This window comes from Singulisphaera photorubra, assembly GCF_045290345.1.
Taxonomy (GTDB): Bacteria; Planctomycetota; Planctomycetia; order Isosphaerales; family Isosphaeraceae; genus Singulisphaera.
On the sequence record NZ_CP155447.1, the window covers coordinates 4,434,052 to 4,456,915 of the forward strand.

Below are 22,864 nucleotides of genomic sequence, written 5' to 3' on the forward strand. Positions count from 1 at the left end.
TTCTTTGGATTTCCGCTTTATTCCGATGGTCCCGACCTCGGCGTTTGTGTGTCTCCATATTCGAGGCACTCCAAGCCGACTCGCCGTTGCTCTCCAGCGACGTGGCCGACGGTAATCGAGTTTTTATTGAGAGGAACTGATCGCACGGGTGTTCCCTCAAGCCAGGATCATCCCAACCGAATCACGCTCAACGGTTCTTCGTTATCGTCGGGCCAGACACAGGGCTGTCTGTCTGGACGATGCGTTATCCACTCTCGACCACGGACCCGCGATTGACTCCGAGCCATTGAATGGGAATCAGGGTCTTTCCGCGCAATCCAAATGCAATCGGGTTCACCAGAGCGTTCATCGAGAAACCCTATTCCTCGAGGTATCCATGAGCAAGGCGAAGAAGAAGAGTGTGATCGAGAAGGTCGGCACTGCGCTCGAGTCGATTGGCGAGGTCATCGTTGACGGAGCGGAATCCATCAAGGAGGCGGGTTCAAACGCAATCGCCGGGCTGGGAGCCGTCCTCCCCTCCCTGTCCACAACACCAAAGTCGTCAAGTCGGGCGAAGGTAAAGTCGAAGGCCTCGACGGTGCAAGCGCCGCGGAGCCAAGGCAAATCCGCCACCTTGAAGACCTCAGCGTCGAAGCCACAAGCCCTGAAGTCGACGAGCAAACCGGCTACGCCGAAAACGCCCGCCCCAAAGGTCGAAGCCTCGACTCCGAAAAGCAAGACCGTAGAGACGAAGGCATCCGCATCGAAAATCCAGCCTTCGAGCCCAAAAAGCAAGTCCGCTCAGCCAAAGGCCCCCACTTCCAAGTCGAAATCCAAATCCGAGCCTGTACTCACGGCGCCCGAACCCAAGACTTCCTCTGCGTCGAAGGCGAAAACCCCCGCACTCAAGACCAAGGGGACGAATTCGAAGGGGCCCGAAATCAAGCCGACCAAAGCGCCCGCGAAACGAACGACCACGAAGAAGGCCCGTTGAACTCTCTCACCCGCGTCTTCAAGAGACAGCGGACGCGCAACAATCTAGCATTTGTTTATGCTGCTGCTCAGTGTCTGTCATTCCACCCCCAAAAAACAAAAACACCATGACCACGCGAGATCGCTTGGTCATGGTGGGTGCACCGCACATGCTCAGACAGCAAAGGAAAGAAGCTTAGATGGCGATGCGCCGGTCCGCGAATCCGGAATCTTCGAGCCTGGTTCGCCCCTCGTAAGTCGTCCCCGACGGCCCCGAAAAGGCCGAGGTAGAGAGGGTGATTTCGAGGGCTTCATCAAGGGTCGAAACGCAGTGGAACGTCAAGGCCTGGCGGACGTCCTCGGGAAGGTCGTCGAGGTCGGCCTCATTATCCTTGGGCACGAGGATGTGGGTGCAGCCAGCCCGGTGGGCTCCCAGCACTTTCTCTTTGACCCCACCGATCGGCAGGACTCGCCCTCGAAGGGTAATCTCGCCGGTCATCGCAACGTCTCGGCGAACCGGTCGACCCGACATGGCTGAGATGATCGCCGTGGCCATCGCGACGCCCGCGGACGGTCCGTCCTTGGGGATCGCTCCGGCGGGAACGTGGACGTGCACCTCGATCGAGCCCAGTCGGTCCGGAGGGATATCCAATTCAGGGGCATGGTTCGCCGCATAAGTGGTCGCCGCCCTGGCCGACTCTTTCATCACGTCGCCAAGCTGGCCGGTCAGAATCAAGTTGACGTTGCCCCAACCGCCGTAGGGAACCGTTCCCTCCGTGGAGCTCGAACCGTGCAGCTTCCGGATTGCGGCCTCAACAAACATGATGTCGCCGCCGCTGGGGGTGTAATACATCCCGGTCGCGACTCCCACCTCGTTGGCCGCGCCGACGTGCTCCGGATGGACCCGGGGCCGCCCCAAAAGCTCGCGAACTCTCGTAGGAGTGATCGTTCGTTCGACAGTTTCGCCCGCCGCGATCCGTCGGGCCAGCTTTCTGGTCACAGCACCGACTTGCCGCTCGAGTTGGCGGACGCCACTCTCCCGGGTGTATCGGCTGACAACTTCCATCACGGCGTCGTCGGTGAAGCTCACCTGCTCTTCGGCCAGGCCGGACTCCGCGATCTGCCTCGGAACGAGGTAGGTTTTGGCGATCTCGGCCTTTTCACGCTCGGTATAACCTGAGAAGTCAACCACCTCCATCCGGTCGAGCAAGGGAGCGGGAATGTTCTGAATGAAGTTCGCCGTGGCGATGAACAAGACCTCGCTCAAATCGAATGGGACGTTCAGATAATGGTCGGTGAACGAGTCGTTCTGGGCCGGGTCGAGCACCTCCAGCAACGCACTGGCGGGGTCGCCTTGATGAGAAACGCCCAGTTTGTCGACTTCATCCAGGAGGAAGACCGGGTTCTTGGTGCCGGCGTGCTTCAGGGCCTGGATGATCCGCCCGGGCATCGCCCCCACATAAGTTCTCCGGTGCCCTCGGATGTCAGCCTCGTCGCGGACGCCTCCCAGCGCGGCCCGGACGTACTTTCGCCCCAGCGCTCGTGCGATCGATTTGGCGATCGACGTCTTGCCCACGCCTGGTGGGCCGATGAACAGAAGAATCGGACCTCGAGCCATCGCCCGAGCCTTGGCCTCGGTGGCATCCTTGATCGGACGCTCCTCGTCCTCGACCGCGCAGATCTGGGCCTCTCCCGTCGTCTCGACTTCCTTGGCGAGCCGCCGGGCATTAAGCTGGCGGACGGCGAGGAATTCGAGGACCCGATCTTTCACATCCTCAAGGCCGTAATGGTCCTCATCGAGCACCTTTGAGGCGTGCTTGAGGTCGAGATCGTCGTCGGAACGGGTGTTCCAGGGCAACTCCGCAACCCACTCGAGGTAGGTCCGGATGACTTGCCCTTCCATCGACTCGCGTCCGGACCGCTCCAGGCGACCAAGTTCGCGGTCGACCTCGGCTCTCGCGTCCTTGGGGAGTTCGAGGGCGGCGAGCTTGGCACGAAGGTCCTTCATTTCGCGAGATTGGTCGTCGTCGCCCAGCTCCTTCTGGATCGCCTTCATCTGCTCGCGGAGGTACATCTCCTTCTGTCGCTCGCCCAGCTCAGACTGGACCTGCGACTTGATCTGATCTTGCGCCTCGAGCATCCCGATCTGGCGCTGGACCAGGATCAGAACGCGGCGGAGCCGCTCCTCGACGCCGAGGGTTTCCAGCAGGGTCTGCTTCTCTTCCAGAGACAACTCGATGTAGCCTGCGACAAGGTCGGCGAACCGGCCAGGGTCGGTCACGGAATCCATGACCTGATGAAGCACTTCCTCCGGAAGCCCTCGGCGTTCACCCAACTCCATGGCTCGTTCGCGAGTCTCTCGATAGAGAGCCGCGAAGGCCGGATCTTCCAGATTGAGCGGATGCATTTCCGCCAAGGGCGAGGCGGTCGCCTTCAGGAAGCCTTCGGAGGCGTCAAATTGGAGCGCATAGGCACGTTCTTCCCCCTGGAGGAGCAACTGGGCTCCGCCCAACCCGCGCTGGATCTGACCGATCCGGGCAATGACGCCGTTCGAGTACAGTTGCTCTGGCGTGGGCTCCTCCGCCAGGTCACGCTGGGCAACGGCGAAGACTAGCCCATCGCCTTTGATCGCCGCCTCGATCGCTCGCAGAGTTCCCGGTCGCCCGACAGCGATTGGTACGGTCAAACCAGGGAAGATCACCGTTCCTCGGAGAGGGAGGACGGGGAGTGATAATGTGTTGGCCAATGGATTCACCTGTCCTTTCGTCCCGGTGAAAATCTCGATCTCCGGGTATCGTCGCCTTTTTCTCGTGTCCCGAAGTACTACGTTGTCGGCTGTCCAGTTGTTCGTGGCAAACCCGCGGAGCACACAGGACGAGGCTCCGTCGGTCAACTCGATCCAACTCCTCGAAGTGAACCCGGCTCGGCGCTCCCTCGGTTCATTCTAGGCGCATCGACTCACAAGTCACCAAACTCGTTCTGATGACCCCTGCTCCAGGCCGCTCGTCCTGCATTCCCTGAAGCACATCTCTGAGGATGCCCTCGTGCGAGGCAGAGTGATGTCCTCACGACCCCGACTTCGGAGTCCTTCGACCTCCCTGACTTGGATCCCCCGCTTGGCCACCCGTGAAATCGGGAGGCCAGTCCGTCACGTCCCCCAGAAATTCGTTCAACGGCTGGAGCAACGATTCAAGCCCCGTCGACAGAAACTTCATGCCGATAAGTGTAATTTATTTAAGACATGAATAGCATAAATAACTTTTGGGCGTCTTTGTTAGTACGGGAGGATTGGGGCTAGCCTTCTCCGAAAATCAAACATTTTGACCTTTTCGGTAATCCGACATTGTGTAATCTGCGACAACGTTCTTCTCCGCTGCCGGGAGAAGCCTGCGAACGCGGATTCACCTCTCCATGGTGCGTGGGTGTCGACTTGAGTCTATCCCGATAACCGCATTGATCTTAGGGAAGGTCTTATGCCATCTACCTCAGTGGGAAGTCACTGCCGCCCCGAGACGGACGCGGAGTCGACTGGGGTTTGGGAAGGCCCGCTGTTGACGATCACATGGTTTGGCTTTCTCACCGGCTGGCTCGAACTCGGGCTGATTCTATCGCGGCTGGCTCTCGTCCCGCAGGTCTCCGACACCATGGTGCGGATAAACCGGCATTTCATCTGGATGGTGCCTGTTTCCAACGTCTTGATCTTCGCCGCGATCGGCCTCTTGATCGTTCCGCTTGCCTGGATCTTGCCGAAGTTCACGCGCTGGTTCACCTTGCGTCTTCCGATCGCGCTGGGCACTTTGGCCCTTGTGTTGCTCATCGAAGGAATTTATGCGATTTCCGCGATCATTCTGGCATGCGGGATCGCTTCCGTGAGCGGACGTTGGTTTCAAAATCGGCCTCGAGTCTTCCGCCAGGTGATACGGGTAAGCTTCCCGGTGATGGCCGTAGGCCTGGTCGTGTTGACTGGGCTGACTTACGCACGAGTCACGTCGGCCGAACGCCGTGCCTTGTCTCGGTTGCCGCTCGCGAAGCCCGGTGCGCCCAACGTCTTGTTGATCGTGCTCGACAATGTCCGTGCGTCGAGCCTGAGCCTTTACGGCCATAACCGCCCGACTTCGCCGAACCTGGAGCGGTTGGCACGCAAAGGGGCCGTCTTCTCGGAGGCCAGTTCGACGGCTCCCTGGACCCTACCGACGCACGCGAGCATGCTCACCGGCCGCTGGCCTCACGAGCTTTCCGTGGGGTGGGACCGGCCGCTCGATGATACCTACCCGACTTTGGCCGAAATCCTGGGTCAAAAAGGGTATGCGACGGCCGGATTCGTCGGCAATACCTACTATTGCAATGCCGCCTTCGGACTCGGCCGAGGATTCGCCCGGTATGAGGACGCTTACGAGAACCTGACAATCTCTCTCTTCGAGACGATCCGGAGTTCCGGTCTGGGCAGACACCTCATTAAGACCCTGGGTTACCCGGCCGGGGGCAACGATTGGTTGACGTCGGTTCGGAAGACGGCTGAGATGATCAATCGAGACGCCCTCAATTGGCTTGTTCAGCGCCCCTCTGCCCAGCCATTTTTCCTCTTCCTCAACTATTACGACGCGCACACTCCGTTCCTCCCCCCCGACGGTCCTGACCCCCGCTTTGGGTTGGCAGCCTTATCGCTCGAGGAAAAACTTGAGATTGACAGGAGATTCGCGGCGTGGTCGGTGAAAAAGACCACCACAGCCGATTCTGTTCCCGAGAATGTCGAAGCCGAAGCGATTGAGATGTATCGCGATTCTTACGAGAGCTCCATTGCTTATCTCGATCGCCAGGTCGGCCTTCTCATGGATGAAATCGAACGCCGTGGCCTGCTGGATAACACACTCGTGATCCTGACGTCCGACCACGGCGAGCATTTCGGTGAGCATAGCCTGCTTGGCCATGGCCTTAGCCTCTATCGAGACGAGGTGCATGTGCCTCTCTTGATCATCCCGCCCTCGCGATCGCAATCGCCGATCTCGTCATCCGCCAAAATCGTTCACGATCCAGTGAGTCTCCGCGAGATCCCCGCGACGGTGGCCGCGTGCGTTGAGTCGAATCCGCGAATGCCGTTCCCCGGCCGTTCCCTCGCTCGGTTCCTGAGCGATGACGTGAAACAGGTCCCGGAGACATCCCCTGTGCTCTGCGAAGTCCAGCACCTGAAGCGGTTTCCTCGGACGGACCAGATACCGTCTACCCTTGGGCCGGTTAGTTCGCTGATGACGCGAAAACGTGTCTACATTCGAGGTGGTGGCGGCCGCGAGGAATACTACGACATTGCGAACGACCCCATCGAATCGGACAACCTCGCGGGCGTTCCGGAGTTCCGCCTCGAGATGGACCGATTTCGCCAGGAACTGGGCCAACTCAGCCGCAGTGTGCCGACCCAGGCCACCAAGTAATATCCACGAATCAGTGGATTTGTATTTGTCGTTTTTTTCCGATCAGGCGAGCGCCCTGGAACGCGATCTCGATCGCTCCCGGATCCCAAGCCGCGGACGGATCGATTCGATCCCGCGTTCTCGAGGGCGATGAGTCAGACCTGTGAGGGCACCTCGAACGGCGAGCGGTAATCGCGTCGGAGCAGGCGAGCGGCTTCGTCATCGTGGAGAATCGTCTCGGCACGACCGTCGTAGGTCAGTGCCCGGCCGACTCGATAGGCAATATTACCCAGATGGGCCAGCACAGCGGAGTGGTGCCCTTCCTCAATGTCGGCGTTCGGCCGCCCGCCTGACTTGATCCGGTCGAGAAAATCGCGCCGGTGCGGCTCGTCGGAGAAGGGGTGTGACGAGGTTGGCATTGGCTTGTTGCCGGCCCCGATGAGCTTCCACCCTGCTCGTCCGGCAAGGAGATATCCCTTCGTCCCGTAGAAGGCGACGCCATTCTCGTAGCCTTCTTGCACGTAGGGAGACCAGAGCCGCTGTTCGTAGACCAGGATGGCCTTCACGTCGGGAAAGGTGAAGGTGACGACCTGGGTGTCGGGCACTTGCTGGTCGTCGTCATGCGCCCATTTGCCCCCGGCGCAGTGGATGGCCGCCGGCGTCTCGACTCCGAGGCCCCAGCGGGCGATGTCCAGGTCGTGGACGCCGTCATTCCCCATGTCACCGGTGCCAAAGTCCCAATTCCAGTGCCAGGCTGAATGGAACCGGTTGGCGTTGAACGGTCGCCGCGGCGCCGGCCCGAGCCACATATCGTAATCAACGCCGGCCGGCACATCACCATCGGGCTTGTGGCCGATACTGGGACGGACCTGACTGTTCCACGCTTTGGCCATGTGGACGTCGCCGAGCTTGCCAGAGCGAACATATTCGATGAGCTCGCGATAATGGGGTGCGCTGCGGGACTGGGTTCCCACCTGAACGACGCGGCCGTACTTGCGCGCTGCGTCGACCATCCTCCGCCCCTCCCACACGTTCTGCGAGGCTGGCTTCTCGACATAAACATGCTTTCCATGCTGACAGGCCCAGATCGTGGCCAGCGCATGCCAGTGATCGGGCGTGGCGACCACCAGCGCATCGACCGACGGATCTTCGAGCGCCCGGCGGACGTCACCGACCAGCTTCGGTTCGGACGACTGCCGGACGGAGACCTCCTTGGCGAGTGGTCCAAGCAGGCGTTCGTCCACGTCACAGAGGTAGGTGACCCGGGCATCCGGCATGCCGGAGAAGCCCAGGGCCAGACTACGGCCCCGTCCCCTGATCCCCATGACAGCCACATTGACCCGCTCCGCGGGGGCAGCCTTGGCCGACGGAGCAGCAAGCGTCGCGAGCCCGACCGCTCCACCGACGGCGCGAGAACAATCTTCGAGAAAAACGCGGCGTGGCATTTTCGGAGTCATTTCGATCTCCTGAGTGATGAGCCGAGCGATTTTCGATCATTGCAGATTTAACGCTTTGTCCGTTTTTTGATCAGGGAACGGGCGTGGATTGGTCCGGCCCTTGGGAACGGATTTTGTATAAGTGCACGTCGTACGGTTGGAACTCGTCCTCGAACCGGCCGTCCTTGAGCGTCAGGTGTCTGTCTTCGCCCAGCACTTCGGCCTCAGCCTGAGCGGGTAGGTCGCGGACGGTGAAGGAGCCACGCGTCTGTGCGTTGCGCATGCCGACGGCGAAGACGTAAGTCGAACCGCTGTGGCGTTTGACCATCACATCGATGGGTACTTGCTCGTTGCTGGACACGACCAAGGCGCCATCTTCTATGGTGGGGCGATTGAGCGCGGGGGCCAGTTCAAGGATCTGTCGATTGATTGCGGTGACAGCGGTAAGCAGTTCGGGATCGTCCAGGAGCGCGTGGTCGTTGAAGCTCGGCTTGAACTGGTGGACGAAATAAATCAGGCCCCGAGACCCGTGGACAAGGGCCATCCAGACTTCAGCCCGGACCTGGTGAGGCGTGATCTTGGCCTTCTCGTTGCTGATCCGGCTGCTTTCGATGCAGTTCCAGACGATCCTTCGCCCCTCGGACCACTTGAGGAGCCGATCGATTCCTTTGGCGACGTACCAGAGGTAGTCCGCGCCATCTGGGCGGTCGAGACCTGCGACCGGATAGACGTCGAAAGAGACGATATCGCCCCCTTTGACGTAAGTGAGGTAGTCGTCGAGCCTCGCTCCTCGGCCTCTCCCCTTCCAATCATCATTGGCAACCCCCTGCCCCAGGTTCAGCAGGATCGGCCGGGATGGGTCAGTGGCGCGAAGCCTTTCGTAATCTTCGAGGATTCGCGAGGGCGGTACCGGCCCGCCGTAGGAGCGGCGACCGGACTCTGGATCGGTGATGAGTTGAGCGTTGTCAGGCTCGTCGCCGTGCATCCAACCGACGATCGTCTTGTCCTTCTTGTGTGCGAGCCCAACCTTGTTCTGAGAACAGATGACGCTCATCCCCGCGTCCTTCAACGCAGCGAGTTGGGCCTCGGTGGGTCCCCGCCAGAGTCCGACATAGAGGTTGATGCCGGCCTGCTTATATCGGCCGGCGTACTTCGGGTCCTGGAGCCAGACGGCGATCGGAAAGTCGTTCGGGCCGGAGGGAGGGCCGTTCTCCCAGTGGCCAACGGAGGCAGTCTCCTCGGGCTGGGCCATCAGAAGACCGGCCAGGACGATGATGTGAAACATCTCAAACGCTCCCGTGGAATCGGAATCAGGTCGTCATCGGCCGGCGCATCGCATCGAGCTTGATTGAGCTTATTGACACACTTTCAACATTGACCGCGAACGGCAAGGCTCGACTCTCAAAATCTTGGCTCACTCTCGATTCAGCAAAGCCCATAAGTCAGCAATCGTTGGTTTGAATACCGAAAACCACCTTGGCGCAAACGGGTTCCCGTGGATCGATCAGTGGGATCAGGGCGAGTCGGTAGCTCTCCATGTTAATGTTTAACAACCGATTATCAAGGCAAAATCGACGAGCCGACGGATCATGATGGCGTCTACCCTTTGGATGAAACGTTGTCGGCTACATCTCCAGGGCGTGAGACCGAATGGGCCGGGGCCGCCACCTGGGTCTTGCATCCCTTTTGAAAGACGCGACAACATGAGAGCGGCTGTCACTGGATCGTTACAGGGATCACCCAGGTCCCTCTGCCTGGAGGACTCGTCATGTCGCGTTTCGTCCCTTGGCTGCTTGCATTATCGTTGTTCGCACCGCTGCTGACAGAAGCCTTGGGGGCCGATGACATCAAGGAGCTCAAGCTTCGAGATTGGAAGCCTCGGTCGATGTTAATCACCCGAGCAACCGAGGTGCCTCGGCCGGCCTTTCCGCTCATCGACGTTCATAACCATCTCGGGGGCGGTAGAAAGTTTCTCACGCCCGAACGGGTCGCGGGCTACCTCGCCGAGATGGATGCGGCCGGAGTCCGCACCGTTGTGAACCTTGACGGCGGCTGGGAACAACGGCTCCGAGAAACCCTCGCCGCCCTTGACGAAGCTCATCCAGGACGATTCCTCACCTATGCCCTGATCGACTTCGAGGGCATCGATGACACAGGCTGGTCCGACCGCGAGGTGAAGCGACTGGAGCAAAGCTTTGAAGCCGGGGCCAAGGGGCTGAAATTCCACAAGTCTCTCGGGCTGGGAGTCCGCGACAAACAGGGGCGCTTGATCCCCGTCGATGACCCGAAGCTCGACCCCATCTGGGAGGTCTGCGCTCGCTACAAACGCCCCGTCGAGATCCACACCGGCGATCCTGGCGCCTTTTTCACTCCCCTCGACCGTTTCAATGAGCGCTGGCACGAACTGAACGACCACCCCGGCTGGCTCTTCGCCGGCGACGGATATCCGAAGCGTGCCGACCTTCACGCCCAGCGCAACCGGGTGATTGCTCGCCACCCGAACACGACCTTTATTTGCGCCCACATGGCAAACGACGCCGAGGATCTTGCCGAGCTCAGCCGGTGGCTCGAAACATACCCAAACATGTACGTTGACATTGACGCTCGCATCAACGAACTGGGCCGTCAGCCTTACTCAGCAAGGCGGTTCATGCTGAAGTACCAGGACCGGGTGATGTTCGGCACCGACACCACGCCGAACCGAGCCGCCTACCGGATGTATTACCGGTTCTTGGAGACCGACGATGAGTATTTCGACGCGTCGGCCGGCCATCACCCGCAAGGCTCATGGATGATCTACGGCCTTTTTCTCCCGAAGGAGGTCCTCGAAAAACTGTACGTCAAAAATGCCGAACGCCTGCTCTTCGGTCTAAAACCCGCCGTTTGACCGAATCCTCCAGGAAATGCCACTCAAGCCGAGAATGCGGGGCTACGAGCCGCGCGATCGCTCACGGAGCGGAGGCTCAATACCCTCCGCTCCTCTCTCCCGCCATTAGTTTCGACGAAACAGGCACAACTTTTCACAGCAATATGCCTCGTCGGTCGGTCAAGTCTCTGGCGAGCCGACTGAACCGTACAAACCAGCTTGGGATTGAGGGGGTCAATCGTCGATTGTCAGTAAATGTCTTTGCGGTACCGCTTTTCCGACGACAGACGGGCGATGTACGCCTTGGCGCCTTCTGCGTCGAGCCGGCCGTGGGCTCGGATGACTTCACGGAGGGCGTGGTCGACATCAGCCGCCATTCGCTTTGCGTCGCCGCAGACATAGAGGTAAGCGCCTTCGTTGATCCAGCGGTAGAGCTCCTCGCCATGCTCGACGATCCGATCCTGGACGTAGATCTTGTTTCTCTGGTCGCGGCTGAAGGCCGTTTCAAGCCGGGTGAGAACGCCGCGGCTTTGCAACGAGGAAAGTTCCGCTTCGTAGAGAAAGTCGAACTCACTCCGCTGATCGCCAAAGAAGAGCCAGTTCTTGCCGGAGGCGCCGGTCACGTCGCGCTCGTGGAGGAAGGCCCGGAACGGCGCGATGCCGGTCCCCGGCCCGATCATGATCATGGCCGCCGAGGGATCGGCGGGAAGTGAGAACCCATGCGACGGTTGAACGAACACGCGCACCGATGCCCCGGGCGAGACCCGATCGGCGAGCATCGTCGATGCGACCCCCTTACGGACACGGCCGTTGTGCTCGTAGGCGACCCGTCGGACCGTGAGATGAACCTGGTCACTGTGACGCCTGGGCGAGCTGGAGATCGAGTAGAGCCTTGGTTTGAGCCGCGAGAGTGATGCGACGAATGGCGAGGGGGCGAGCCTGGCGGAGGGGAAGCTTCTCAGGACATCGAGAACGTCGGAGCCGGCGATCGGACCGTCATCCTCGGCCAATTCTCGGAGTCGGGCCGACTCTCCGGCATCAGTCGCCTGGTCGGCGAGGAGGATCAAGAACTTCTCCGTGACCTCGTTGAGGCAACAGTGCTCCCGGAGCGCGGTCGCGAGCGGGACCTTGGCCCCATCGCTCAATTCGACCGGCTCGTCGCCGCTCGAGCCGAGAGCCGTGATCACTTCTTCGGCCAATGCCTCGCAGTTCTTCGGGTATACTCCCAGCGAATCGCCGACGGAATAGGTCGGGCCGTCGTCACCGAGCTCGAGCTCGACATGACGCGTTTCCTTCTCCGAGCCCTGCTGGTTCAAAGGCGTCGTCGACACAATCCGAGCGTTATACGGATGCTCACGCGACCACGCTTTTTCCTCAAGGGAACTGACCCGGTTGCCGTGTGCGGCCGAAACGGGCGGGCTCATCGTACCGCCCCCGGGTTGCTGCTTGAGCAATCGCTTGAGGGTTTTCGAGGTTTCCGTTCCGCCCGGCGAGCAGAGTGTGAGACAACTCTCTGAGCCATCCGCGAGGGCCTCGGCGTAGGTGCGGCAGAGATAGCCGCAGGCCCCGCAATCGAGTTGGGCCGTTGCGGACATCAAGCGGCGGGCGAGGGGTTCTCCTTCGGAGAGTTCCAGTCGCTCGCCGATCGAGAGGGTGGGGTCGTGCCACGGTTCCGGCGCCGGTTCGGCGATGGATGGGGATGGGGCGAGCGACCCGGCTTCGGCAATCCCTGGGATAGGGCTTGGAGTTTCGCCGTTGAGTCCGAGCCAGCCGGCGAGAAATCCGTTGAGCCAGGCGCGTTGTTCGGAGTTGAAAGGGGCCGTCTCGGGCAGGATCGCGATGCTCATGGTTCGTCCATCCGTCAGGCGGTTTGGAAGGTGAGTTCCGGCGTGATCGATCCGTGGAAAGCCACTTCAGTGAGGTCGCCGGCTGTGCGAAGGACTTCCAGCGGCTGCCGGCGGGCGAACGACGAGAACGACTCGTCGGGCGTGCGGTGAATCAAATAGGCTTGCAAAAGGCGTTCGACGGCTGCCGGGATCGCGTCGAAAGGTACCGCGTCGAGCAAGCGACGGCCGACCCCTTGCTCGGCCCCGTAACCGCCACCGACGCAGAGGTGATAGCCCTCGACCAGGTCGTCACCGACCTCCACCTTCGTCGCTTCCAGGCCAATGTCCCCGATATAGTGCTGGGCGCAAGAGTGGTGACAGCCGGTCAGGTGGATGTTGATCGGTTGGTCGAGCTCCACCCGCGCTTCGAGGTATTGGGCCAGAATCAATGCGTGTTGCTTGGTGTCGGACGCCGCGAACTTGCATCCGGCGTTGCCCGTACAGGCGACCAGGCCACTCCGAACGCTTGACGCGTCCCAGCCAAGGCCAAGTTCCTCGATCGCTGATTTCACCGCGTCGAGGTCCCCCTCCTTGACGTTGGTGATCAGGAGATTCTGCCAGACGGTAAGGCGGATCGTGCCGTTCCCGAACCGGTCGGCAATTTTGGCAAGTCCGTCCATCTGATCGGCCGACATCCGACCGACCGGCAGGACGACGCCGACGTAGAACTGCCCCCGCTGCTTCTGGGAATGAACGCCGACGTGTCCCCAACGGTCGTCGCGTACCGGCGGGTCACATCGACTGCTGGAGACTTTCCTCAGTGTTGATCCTAACTCTCTCTCGACTTCGGCGAGGAATTTGTCGAAGCCCCACTCGTCGAGCACATACTTCAATCGCGCTTTCTTACGGTCAGTCCGGTTGCCCGACTGAATAAAGACGCGGACGATCGCGGCGGCGACGGGAACGCATTCCTCAGGCCGGATCAAAACTCCGGTATCGCGGGCGAAATCCTTATGGCCGGTGATCCCGCCAAGGGTCAGTCGGAAATAAACTCCCGGTGCGACCTTGTCTGCGACCGAATCTTCCCGGACGTTGACGGCCTTGAAGCCAATGTCGTTGGTATCGTCGAGGCTCGAGATCAGGCCGCCGCCGTCAAACGCGATGTTGAACTTCCTTGGCAACCCGTACATCTCGCGATGGTTGAGGATATAGTGGTGCATCTCCTTGGCGAGCGGTAACGTTTCGATCAATTCTTGCGGGTCAACGCCGCTTGTGGGACTGGCGGTCACGTTCCGGATGTTGTCCGCCCCCGAACCTCGGGCCACGATTCCCAGGTCGGTGAGCGCGGTCAGTACGGCCGGGGCGTCGTTGGGGCCGATTTCGCGGACCTGAAGGTTCGCCCGCGTCGTCACGTCGGCATACCCACCGCCCAGCTCACGTGCGATTCCGGCCACGCCCCGGAACTGCCACGACTTGATCTCCCCGCCGGGCAGTCGCAAGCGGCACATGAACGCTTTCTGTGCCGGGGCTACAAAGAAAAGGCCAGAATATTTGTACAGAAAAACATCCGTATCTTTGGGAAAAGCCCCCGCGCGTGCGTTCGCCTGAATCTCGTCGTACATGGTCAACGGATCTTTGGACCGCTTGGCCGCCTCTTCTTTACAGAGTGACTTCCCCCCGGCGGTGGCCCGGTCCTGTGCCTCGAACTGCAACCGCTCCGGCGCCGGCGGCTCCACCGCGACTCCCTTCGGACCAAGGGCGACCACAGCCCCAGGCGCGCCGGCACTTCCTGAGAGAATGGGCAGGCCGCGTACGGCTCGGGCCACGTCTGTCCCCATCGCGAAGCCCTGAAGGAAAGTCTTCTGTACTTCGGTCAGGCCGTGACTCTGATTGCTTTCCGACATCGACGGTCTCCCCCTCTTTTTCTCCCGGATCGGTCGTGATTATGCGGTTATTTTCTTGGCGAACGTCGGTCGGTCGCCGCCTCATTCAAGCCACGGCGCCAGCGAGCGAGGGCTCGGGTTCGAGTTTCACTCCTGCCAGTTGCTGACGTTGGCCCTCGGCCTCGGCGCACTCGCGGGCGGCCTCGATCTCTGTTTCGGTGGAGAACTGGATAACGAAGGCCAAGAAGGATCCGACCGAAACCGTCGCACCCAGAACAAAGAGTGCGGTCGGCCACGCAATCGCCCCTTTGAACATGAAGCCCGCGGCGACGGCCCCGACATTTCCCCCCGCCCCGACGATCCCTGATACGGAGCCAAGTGCTTTCTTATTGACGAATGGGACAACCGCATACGTTGCGCCTTCAGCCATCTTCATGAATAGGCCAAATCCGAGCATCACCGGGATCGCCAACGTCACCGTTGACATCCTCGAGAAGAGCATCAGGCCGAGACCCTCGAGCAAGAGGGCGGCGAAGAGCCAGTGGACGCGTGCCTTCAAACCCCAGCGACCACCCAAGCGGTCGCTGATATAACCACCGAGCGTCCGTGCGAAGAGGTGCAACAGTCCCAGGGAGCCGGCGGCGAATCCAGCCGCTTTTGCCGATAGGCCGAAGTGATCGTGATAATAAAGGTGGGCGACTCCGTCCATCGTCAGCTCGACGCCGAAGCAGGCCGCGTACAAGACGAAGAGCACCCAGACCCTGGGGTCGCGAGCGGTCCGTAGAAATGCCCCCTTCGACGCTCCGGCCGGCGCCATGCGGCCGGAAGCACGAAGCTCGGAGAAATTGCCGAGGGGCGTGTCCTGAGTCAGGAAGTAGTAGAAGACTCCGGTCAACATGCAGACCAGGCCGGCGACGAACATCGAGCCACGCCAGCCCCAATAATCACCGAGACCGAGCGTTACGGCGAAGAATGCGGCCAGCATTGGCATCGTGAACTGAGTCACCCCGCCCCCCATGTTGCCCCAGCCGGCGGTCGTTGCGTTGGCCGTGCCGATACAGTTCGGGGCGAACATGACCGACGTATGATATTGCGTGATCACGAACCCGGCCCCGATGGCGCCAATCGCCACCCGAAAGGCCAGAAACGTCGGGAAGTTGTGCGCGAGACCAATCCCCATGACCGGCAAGCTGCCGAGGACCAAGAGCCAGGTGTACGTGAGCCGCGGCCCGATCCGATCGCAAAGCTCACCGCAAATGAGTCGGGAGATTACCGTGATCGCCACCGAACCGATAATCAGCCAGCCAATCTGATCCTTCGTCAGCCCCATCTCGGCCCGGACGGCCGCCATCTGCGGGGCGATCCCGAACCACGCGAAGAAGCAGAGGAAGAACGCGAACCACGACATGTGGAACGCCCGCATCGACGGCGTCGTCACGTCGAACAAGTGGATCCGCGTCGCCTTGCCGTCTTGTCGCATACTGGACTCCGATTCAACTGGCTCGCAAGTTATCGAACGATTAATGACAATTGACACTTAGCCTTTGTCAGGCCCTGGATCGCTCATTCCCGAGCTTCACGGCCCGTATCGGCTTACCCGGCCGCACGTCCTCGGGGGCGTCGCCCGGCCCTTCGGGCCTGATTCGCACCGCGCACCCTTTGTAGGCGGGCTGACGCGAGTTCGGGTCGAAATCGGCATAAGTCAAGGCGTTGGTCGCGGGGTCGTGCATCGGGAGGAACACCTGACCCCGGGGTACCGTCGGCGTGACGAATGCCTTGGCATGCACCCGACCCCGGCGTGACTCGACGATCATGGCCTGACCGGGCCCGATCCCAAGCCACCGAGCATCCGCCGGGTGGATCTCGGCATGGAGTTCCGCCGGGTAGAGTTTCCGGAGCACGCCCGACTTCGCCGTGCGCGTCTGAGTGTGCCACTGCGAGGCACTGCCACGGCCGGTGAGAAGCATGAACGGGTACTCATCATCGGGCGATTCGCCCATCGGCCGCGGGTTCTCGAAGACGAACCGGGCCCGGCCGTCAGGGTGATAGAACCGGCCGTCGGCGAACAGCCTGCGTTGCGACGAGAGGTTGCTTGAACCCTCGGGGTACGGCCATTGGATCCCCCGCGCCTCGTCGAGTGACCGGTAATCACGGACTCCCGTGAAGTCGCAGGGCTGGCCCGCCGAGAGTTCCTTGAGAAGTTGAAAGATGGATTCAGGAGACTCCCAGCGTTGGAACATCTCATCACAACCGTAATAATGGGCCGCTAACTTGAAGATGTGAAAGTCTGAAAGTGCCTGGCCCGGAGCCCGCCGCACCTTTTTGATCAGGCCAACCCGGCGCTCGGAGTTGATAAACGTCCCCTCCTTCTCTCCCCAGCCGGCGGCGGGGAGCAGGAGGTCGGCGGCCAGGGCCGTTTCCGTTGAGTCGTACATGTCCTGCACCACCAGGAAGTCGAGTTGCCCGAGCAATTCGCGGAAATCGTTCTGGTGAATCCAGGAGTGTGCCGGGTTGGTGGCGATGACCCAGAGTCCTCGAATCTTCCCTTCGCGGATTCCCTCGACGATCCGGTCGTAGGACCAACCGGCCTGGCTCGGGATCCGGTCTTCAGGAATCTCCAGCACGTTCGCGACCTTGGACCGATGCGACGGGTTGGCGAAGTCGTGGCCGCCAAGCAGGCTCGTCGTATTGGAAAAGAGCCTTGAGCCCATCGCGTTACACTGTCCGGTGATCGAGTTCGCCCCGGTCCCCGGCCGTCCGATGTTGCCGGTCAAGAGTGCGAGGTTGATGATCGCCTGCGCGGTGCGGACGCCCTCGTGGCTCTGGTTGACCCCCATTGTCCACCAGAATGAGACTCGTTTCTTGCGGCGGATCAGGTCGGCGAGGTGCTCGATCTGACGGGCCTCCAGGCCTGTCTCGTAAGCAACCGAGAGCAGGCCGAATCGCCGAACGAACCGGGCGTAGTCCTCGAAGTCCGAGGTGTGGGCCTCGACGAACGAACGGTCGACCCAACCCTTTTCGATCATCAGGTTGGCCAGACCGTAGAACAGAACGAGATCAGTCTTCGGCCGCACCGGCAGGTGCAGGGTGGCATTCACGGCAGTCTCAGTACGGCGCGGGTCGATGACGATGATCTCAGGCGCGTTCCGATTCTTCATCACGCGCTCCCACATGATCGGGTGCGCGATGCAGAGGTTCGAGCCGACGAGGACTATGCAGTCAGATTCCTCGAAGTCTTGATAGGTATACGGCGGAGCATCGAACCCGAACGCCTGCTTATAGGCGACGACGGCCGAGGCCATGCACTGGCGAGTGTTGCCGTCGCCATGCATCATCCCCATTCCAAACTTGGCCACGGCGCCCAGGAGTGCCATCTCCTCCGTCGCGATCTGTCCCGTGCTGAGGTACGCGACCGAGTCGTTTCCGTGTTCGGCCTGAATCGCCTTGATCCGGGTGGCGAACGTGTTCATCGCGGTGTGCCAGTCGACCGGCCGTCGGACACCGTCATCGTCACGGAGGAGCGGAGTTGTCGCCCGGTCGTCAGCCTCGAGGACAGTGAGTGCTTCCCACCCCTTGGGGCAAGCCATGCCGAGGTTCACCGGGTAGTCGGCCGAGGGGCTGAGGTTCACGGCCTCCCCTTCGCGCAAGTGAACGGTGAGGCCGCATCCCGTCGAGCAATACCCGCAAACCACTCCCGTCGTCGCGTCGGGGGCCTTGAGGGCCGGCACCTGGCCGAGGCCGAACTTACCAGGGGTGCGGAGTAACTCCTGGGTCAGGATCCCGTCACGTGCCCGGACGATCGAGCGGAGCTTGTTGAGGATCGTAGAGGTCGCTGTCACGAGGCCAACCCTCCTGGCATCTTGGGCCGAACCACCGCCGCGAAGAAGAGGTAACGCTCCGCCAGCTCACCGCCAAGCACCGCCGCTAACGCCACCCAGGCCGCGGCTTCCGGCACCGCAACGGTCGCGAACACAAGGGGCACGATGGCCCCTCCCGCCAGCCCAAGCCCCAGCCTCAATGCAGCGACTCGCGAGAGTGGCCCGCGGAGAAGCAAGGCGGTGCGACGCAGTGAAGTCATCTGCGGGTCACGCAAGTGCCTCAAAATTGCCCCCTCAAGGGCCAGCTTCAATCCAGTGGCAATGGTCAGCGCGATGGCCAGTCGCGGGGCGCCGCCCGAGGTTGCGAATGCTCCGGCCAGGCCGAGAACAATCGAAGTGCCGAAGAACTTCGCCGCGCAACGGCCCCCTCGCCAGAACGGTCGGCGGACAACGTGATAGACCATGACCGAGCAGAAGACCGCCAGGAGCCCCGTGGCCGCCGCTGCGGCTGCCGACAGACCGAGCCAGCGGGGCTGGAACCATAAAGCCGCCGCGTGTCCGAGGGCAACGTTCGCAAAGAGCCCGAACGCCGCCACTTCACGGCTCAGCCACGAGTGACGAAGGCCGATGAGCGCCCGGTAAGCGTAGAGTGGTCGACCCAGATGGAGCAGGCTCGCGTGGATCCCGACGAGGCCGACGACCAGGCTCAGCCAGGGGAGCGTGGTTGTCACGTCGCCACCCATTGCCCTGGATACTGCCTCAAACAGATATCCACCGGCCGAAGCCTGGGTCAGTACGAGCATCACGACAAGTGGGAGGTGAGCGTGCTCCGGCTCGTTGCGGAAGTAGTCGCCTGCCCGCACCGGCCCTGGTGCGGGGCGACTCGAAAGGTAGCGAGTCGTCGGCATCGTATAATCGGCGGCCGGCGCGGTTGCGAGGAACGAGTTCGACTCGGCTACCGCCACCGCCTCCTCGCGGTCGATCACACGAATCTTGATAGCCTCATGCGGACAAGCCTGAGCGCAGGCAGGTGCCTCGCCCACCTCGAGCCGGTCGGAACACATGTCGCATTTCCGGACGATCCCCTTTTTCGCATGGAATTTGGGGACGTCATACGGACAGGCCAAGGTGCAGTACTGGCAACCGAAGCACTGGTCGTCGAGGTGCTTCACGATCCCCGTCACCGGGTCTTTTTCGTAGGCATCGACGGGGCAGGCGGACAGACAAGCGGGGTCGAGACAGTGGTGACAGGCCGAGGTGACGTGCTGCAAGACCGGCAGCCCCGCGATCGCCCCGACAATCAGGCCAACCTCGCGCCAGGCCTCGAATTCGTCCAGCCCGTTCATCGAGTGGCAGGCCGCAACACACGCCTTGCAGCCTGAGCAACGATCGAGATCGACCTCGAAGGCGTACTGCTGCCCCGGCCCCGGGGCTCGGACCGGCAGGAGCGACGAGTACAGGCCCCCCTGGAGGGGACTCTTCTCACCTTCGTGAAACTGCGTGAAACGGTCGACGGCCGTCAAGTCGCCCTGCTCGTCAAGCATCGCGTCGATCAGGGTCAACTTGCCACGCGTCTCTGGCGAGGGGGTTACGACCGTACTCATTTCGGAAGGCTCTCCCGTACCGCGCATTTTTTTGGGAAAACGCAGCCAGATTGCACCGAGCAGGACCGTCCATCAGGTCCGTCGCCTCCGAAAACGAGCCGCTGGGGGAGAGACCGGCGGCCTGTCGTCATTGGCGATCCCCCTTAAAGCAGAGTCCGTACCAGGACTGCGTGCCATTCTTGGCAATCCCCCGATTTCCACAAAAAAGGACGGCTTGGCTTCGGTCCAGCGACACCCTCACTTCGGGAAACCGAAGCGAGCGGAAGGGCGGTCCCGAGGGGGAGGCGAAGCACCCTGTTTGTTTTTTGTGCTGAAATGCTATCAGGGCAGGCAGGCGATTTGTGGGCCGACGGGTATCACCCGGGGGAGTTTCCAGGCGCTTCGAGGTCCATACGGCACGACCTGAGCCGGGGTGGGCCGGCCGTGCAATGCTCCAACGACACCCGGCGCACGGCCAGCACAGCCGTGCGCCGGGTGTTGGGCAAATCGAGAGAGCGAAGCGCGGTTTGGCCTCGCAGTGATCTTGAGGATTGGCTCGATGAACCAGTTAGCGGTCATCCCCAAGGTTTTTATCCGTCGCAGACTCGGCCTCGATCGAGAGCCGGAACAGCTCGGCGAGGTTGCGTGCCCCCAGCTTCTTCATGAGACCAGCCCGGCGCATCTCGACGGCTCGGGGCGTGATGCCGAGGGCGGCCGAGATTGCCTTGTTGGGTTGACCTTCCTTGATCAGGGCAAGGACCTCACGCTCCTTGTCCGTCAGGAGACGGAAACGCCGCAGGGCCGCATCGCGATCCGCCTTCTGGCGGAGACGCTCGACGTCGTTCTTGATCGCGCGCTGGACCCGGTCGAGCAGCGATTGGCGATTGAAAGGCTTCTCGACGAACTCGATCGCCCCCGACTTCATCGCGCGGATCGCCATCGGCACATCGGCAAATGCCGTGATGAAGATGACGGGCATCCCTTCGCCTCGCGCCACCAGTTCTTCGTAAAGATCCAGGCCACCCGTTCCCGGCATTCGGACGTCGAATACAAGGCAGCCGGCCCCCCCCGTTTTGAAACTTGCGAGGAACGACGATGCCGAGGGGAAGACCTCGGCTCGAAGGCCCACCGTCTTCATCAGCCATTGAAGCGAGTCCCGCATGTCGAGATCATCGTCCACGATGTAGACCGTCGGCTCACGCTCCGCCTTCACGCCGATCGCCTTGTCGTTCTCCATCATCCGCGGTATCCGGGGCTGGCAATGTGAACCGGAAGGTGGTGCGAACTCCTGGCTCGGATTCGACACGGATTCGACCATGATGCGCCTCAACAATCGTCCGGCTGATGGCCAAACCCATGCCCATGCCTTCGGCACGCGTGCTGAAATATGCGTCAAAAACCCGATCGAGACGATCCTGGGAGATCCCCTCTCCGTTGTCCTCAACCTGAAACTCGACGCCCCCGTTTGCAACTGGCCTGGTGGTAATAACCACTTTCGGTTCAAGGCTTTGGGAAACGGAGAGGGCGTCAAGTGCGTTGCGAAGAAGGTTTACCAGGACCTGCTGGATCTGCACCGAATCGCCCCAGGAACTTGGCAAGTCGCGTGCCAGGTCAAGCGAGAGGGGCATTCCGCGGCGGCGGACCTCATCGCGGAGGAATTCCTCGACCTCCAAAACAAGCTGGTTGGGGTCGATGGGCTCGCGAACGTTGGATTCATGGCGAGTCACAAACTTTCGGATCCGTTGAACGATCGCACCGGCACGGAGGGTCGTGGCAAGAATTCTTTCCAGTACGGCCTTGATCTCGCCGAGCTCAGGGTTCGGTTGGCCAAGGGCCACGAGGCACCCTTCTGTGTAGTTGGCAATCGCGCCGAGGGGCTGGTTCAACTCGTGGGCCAGGCCGCTGGCCATCTCACCGACCGTCGTTGTGCGGGCGACGTGGCTGAACTGCTCGACCGCGATGCGTTGCCGCTCCTCGGCCCGTACGCGTTCGGCGACTTCGCGCGCGAGGTCGTGATTGAGTTGCTGGAGCTCCGTGGTCCGTAAGCGGACTCGCTTTTCCAATTCGTCGCGTGACTCGCGAAGTTCGCTGACCTGTCGCCCAATCAGGTCGGTCGCAGGCTTGAGGACGAACCGACCGATCCCGGCCAGCACGAGCAGGGTCAGGGCGGTCACCCCCCAGCCGACTCGACTCAACCGGTTGACGTGCGCCTGAGCCTCGTGCTCGAACAACCCAACGATCCGGTCCATCCTCGGAAGGTATTCGGTCTCGGCCGCCAGCAGCCCCGACAGGGCCGCGGGACGGTTATCGACCAGCAGGCTCATGGCTGTGTCACGCATCCTCTCGAAGAACGGCTGGATCTGCGCAAAGGCCATTCGAAGCTTCACGCCATGACGGGGATCGACCGGCCCCGAGGACTCTCCTCGGAGCAACCGGTCGTGCGACTCCGTCCAGAGCGCGAGCGTCCTGATCAGTTCGTCGCGTCTCCTCGCCCGTTCGCCCTCCTCGGCCGCTCCGTTCATGGCCAGGCCCGCCTTGGCGATCCGCTGGCTGAGCATTCGCTGTCTTCCCGCGACGTTGATCGTCGGGGCATCGGTCAGGAGCCTCAAGGTTGGTGGTTGGACCACCACCTGGCTGAAAACCAAGAGCAGAGCCACAATCGCCAGAGTCGACCAATAACGGCGGCTGAGCCGGCCCGCGGGGTCCTCGAAGGCGTCCTGCTCACGAGCATCGTCCCGCTGCCCCATAGAAATATGCCTCTCTGTCGTGTGGGAAAGCTGACTTCCGCTCCGGATTGCCCATGCATATAACTCCGCGGAATCATTACGGCCAGACCTGATCGCGCCCAATGCTACCTGGCGACTGGTCTCGTCATCCAAGCCGCGGCACCCTCAACTCAGGTTGGATCTGTCGTATCACAATTTGGGGATTGTGAGGCCGATGATGATGCCATGGCCGATCGCGTTGACGTCGGGAGAAACGGTTTCAGCGAAGCTTTACGCACAATCGATCCCTTTGGGGTGTGTCCGTCAACTCCAGAAGTTCGGCCGGTCCGGCCGTTCGGGCTTGCCTCGAGTCGCACCAATCTTCTGTACG

At 61.4% G+C, this 22,864-nt stretch carries 13 protein-coding genes; 3 read left to right on the top strand and 10 right to left on the bottom strand.

Annotation, left to right across the window (positions count from 1 at the left end):
- Positions 1-376 precede the first annotated feature (376 nt).
- Positions 377-973: a hypothetical protein gene (locus V5E97_RS16835; RefSeq protein ID WP_406700456.1), complete on the top strand. Its 597-nt coding sequence runs from the start codon at positions 377-379 to the stop codon at positions 971-973.
- A 174-nt stretch (positions 974-1,147) separates the two neighbouring features.
- On the opposite strand, the gene lon is transcribed toward V5E97_RS16835, so the two are convergent.
- Positions 1,148-3,844, bottom strand: coding sequence for an endopeptidase La (lon, locus tag V5E97_RS16840; protein WP_475297066.1), 2,697 nt, complete (start codon positions 3,842-3,844; stop codon positions 1,148-1,150).
- A gap of 580 nt (positions 3,845-4,424) precedes the next feature.
- Between lon and V5E97_RS16845 the strand changes: the two genes are divergently transcribed.
- Positions 4,425-6,377 carry a sulfatase-like hydrolase/transferase gene (locus tag V5E97_RS16845; RefSeq protein WP_406700457.1) on the top strand — a complete coding sequence of 651 codons (1,953 nt, stop codon included), beginning with the start codon at positions 4,425-4,427 and terminating at the stop codon, positions 6,375-6,377.
- Positions 6,378-6,511: 134 nt separating this feature from the next.
- Here the strand turns inward: V5E97_RS16845 and V5E97_RS16850 are convergent, their stop codons facing one another.
- Both V5E97_RS16850 and V5E97_RS16855 read right to left on the bottom strand, forming a co-directional pair.
- Positions 6,512-7,813, bottom strand: coding sequence for a Gfo/Idh/MocA family protein (locus tag V5E97_RS16850; RefSeq protein ID WP_406700458.1), 1,302 nt, complete (start codon positions 7,811-7,813; stop codon positions 6,512-6,514).
- A 70-nt stretch (positions 7,814-7,883) separates the two neighbouring features.
- A complete protein-coding gene (locus V5E97_RS16855; RefSeq protein WP_406700459.1) occupies positions 7,884-9,077 on the bottom strand; it encodes a hypothetical protein in 1,194 nt (397 codons plus the stop codon).
- Between the two features lie 483 nt (positions 9,078-9,560).
- Here V5E97_RS16855 and V5E97_RS16860 point away from each other — a divergent pair, with 483 nt between their 5' ends.
- Positions 9,561-10,679, top strand: a complete 1,119-nt coding sequence (locus V5E97_RS16860; protein WP_406700460.1) for an amidohydrolase family protein — start codon at positions 9,561-9,563, stop codon at positions 10,677-10,679.
- A 227-nt stretch (positions 10,680-10,906) separates the two neighbouring features.
- On the opposite strand, the gene V5E97_RS16865 is transcribed toward V5E97_RS16860, so the two are convergent.
- The 7 genes from V5E97_RS16865 to V5E97_RS16895 all read right to left on the bottom strand — a co-directional run bounded on the left by V5E97_RS16865 (position 10,907) and on the right by V5E97_RS16895 (position 22,515).
- A complete protein-coding gene (locus V5E97_RS16865; protein WP_406700461.1) occupies positions 10,907-12,505 on the bottom strand; it encodes a sulfite reductase subunit alpha in 1,599 nt (532 codons plus the stop codon).
- Between the two features lie 14 nt (positions 12,506-12,519).
- Positions 12,520-14,388 carry a NirA family protein gene (locus tag V5E97_RS16870; RefSeq protein ID WP_406700462.1) on the bottom strand — a complete coding sequence of 623 codons (1,869 nt, stop codon included), beginning with the start codon at positions 14,386-14,388 and terminating at the stop codon, positions 12,520-12,522.
- Between the two features lie 85 nt (positions 14,389-14,473).
- Positions 14,474-15,847, bottom strand: a complete 1,374-nt coding sequence (locus V5E97_RS16875) for an MFS transporter (RefSeq protein ID WP_406700463.1) — start codon at positions 15,845-15,847, stop codon at positions 14,474-14,476.
- Positions 15,848-15,914: 67 nt separating this feature from the next.
- Positions 15,915-18,206: a molybdopterin oxidoreductase family protein gene (locus V5E97_RS16880; RefSeq protein ID WP_406700464.1), complete on the bottom strand. Its 2,292-nt coding sequence runs from the start codon at positions 18,204-18,206 to the stop codon at positions 15,915-15,917.
- Complete coding sequence (locus V5E97_RS16885; protein WP_406700465.1) at positions 18,203-19,789, bottom strand: DmsC/YnfH family molybdoenzyme membrane anchor subunit; 1,587 nt, start codon at positions 19,787-19,789, stop codon at positions 18,203-18,205. The genes V5E97_RS16880 and V5E97_RS16885 overlap by 4 nt, the downstream gene beginning before the upstream one ends.
- A 547-nt stretch (positions 19,790-20,336) precedes the next feature.
- Positions 20,337-21,008: a response regulator transcription factor gene (locus V5E97_RS16890; RefSeq protein ID WP_406700466.1), complete on the bottom strand. Its 672-nt coding sequence runs from the start codon at positions 21,006-21,008 to the stop codon at positions 20,337-20,339.
- Complete coding sequence (locus V5E97_RS16895; protein ID WP_406700467.1) at positions 20,965-22,515, bottom strand: ATP-binding protein; 1,551 nt, start codon at positions 22,513-22,515, stop codon at positions 20,965-20,967. Before V5E97_RS16895 ends, V5E97_RS16890 begins: the two co-directional genes overlap by 44 nt.
- Positions 22,516-22,864: the final 349 nt, after the last annotated feature.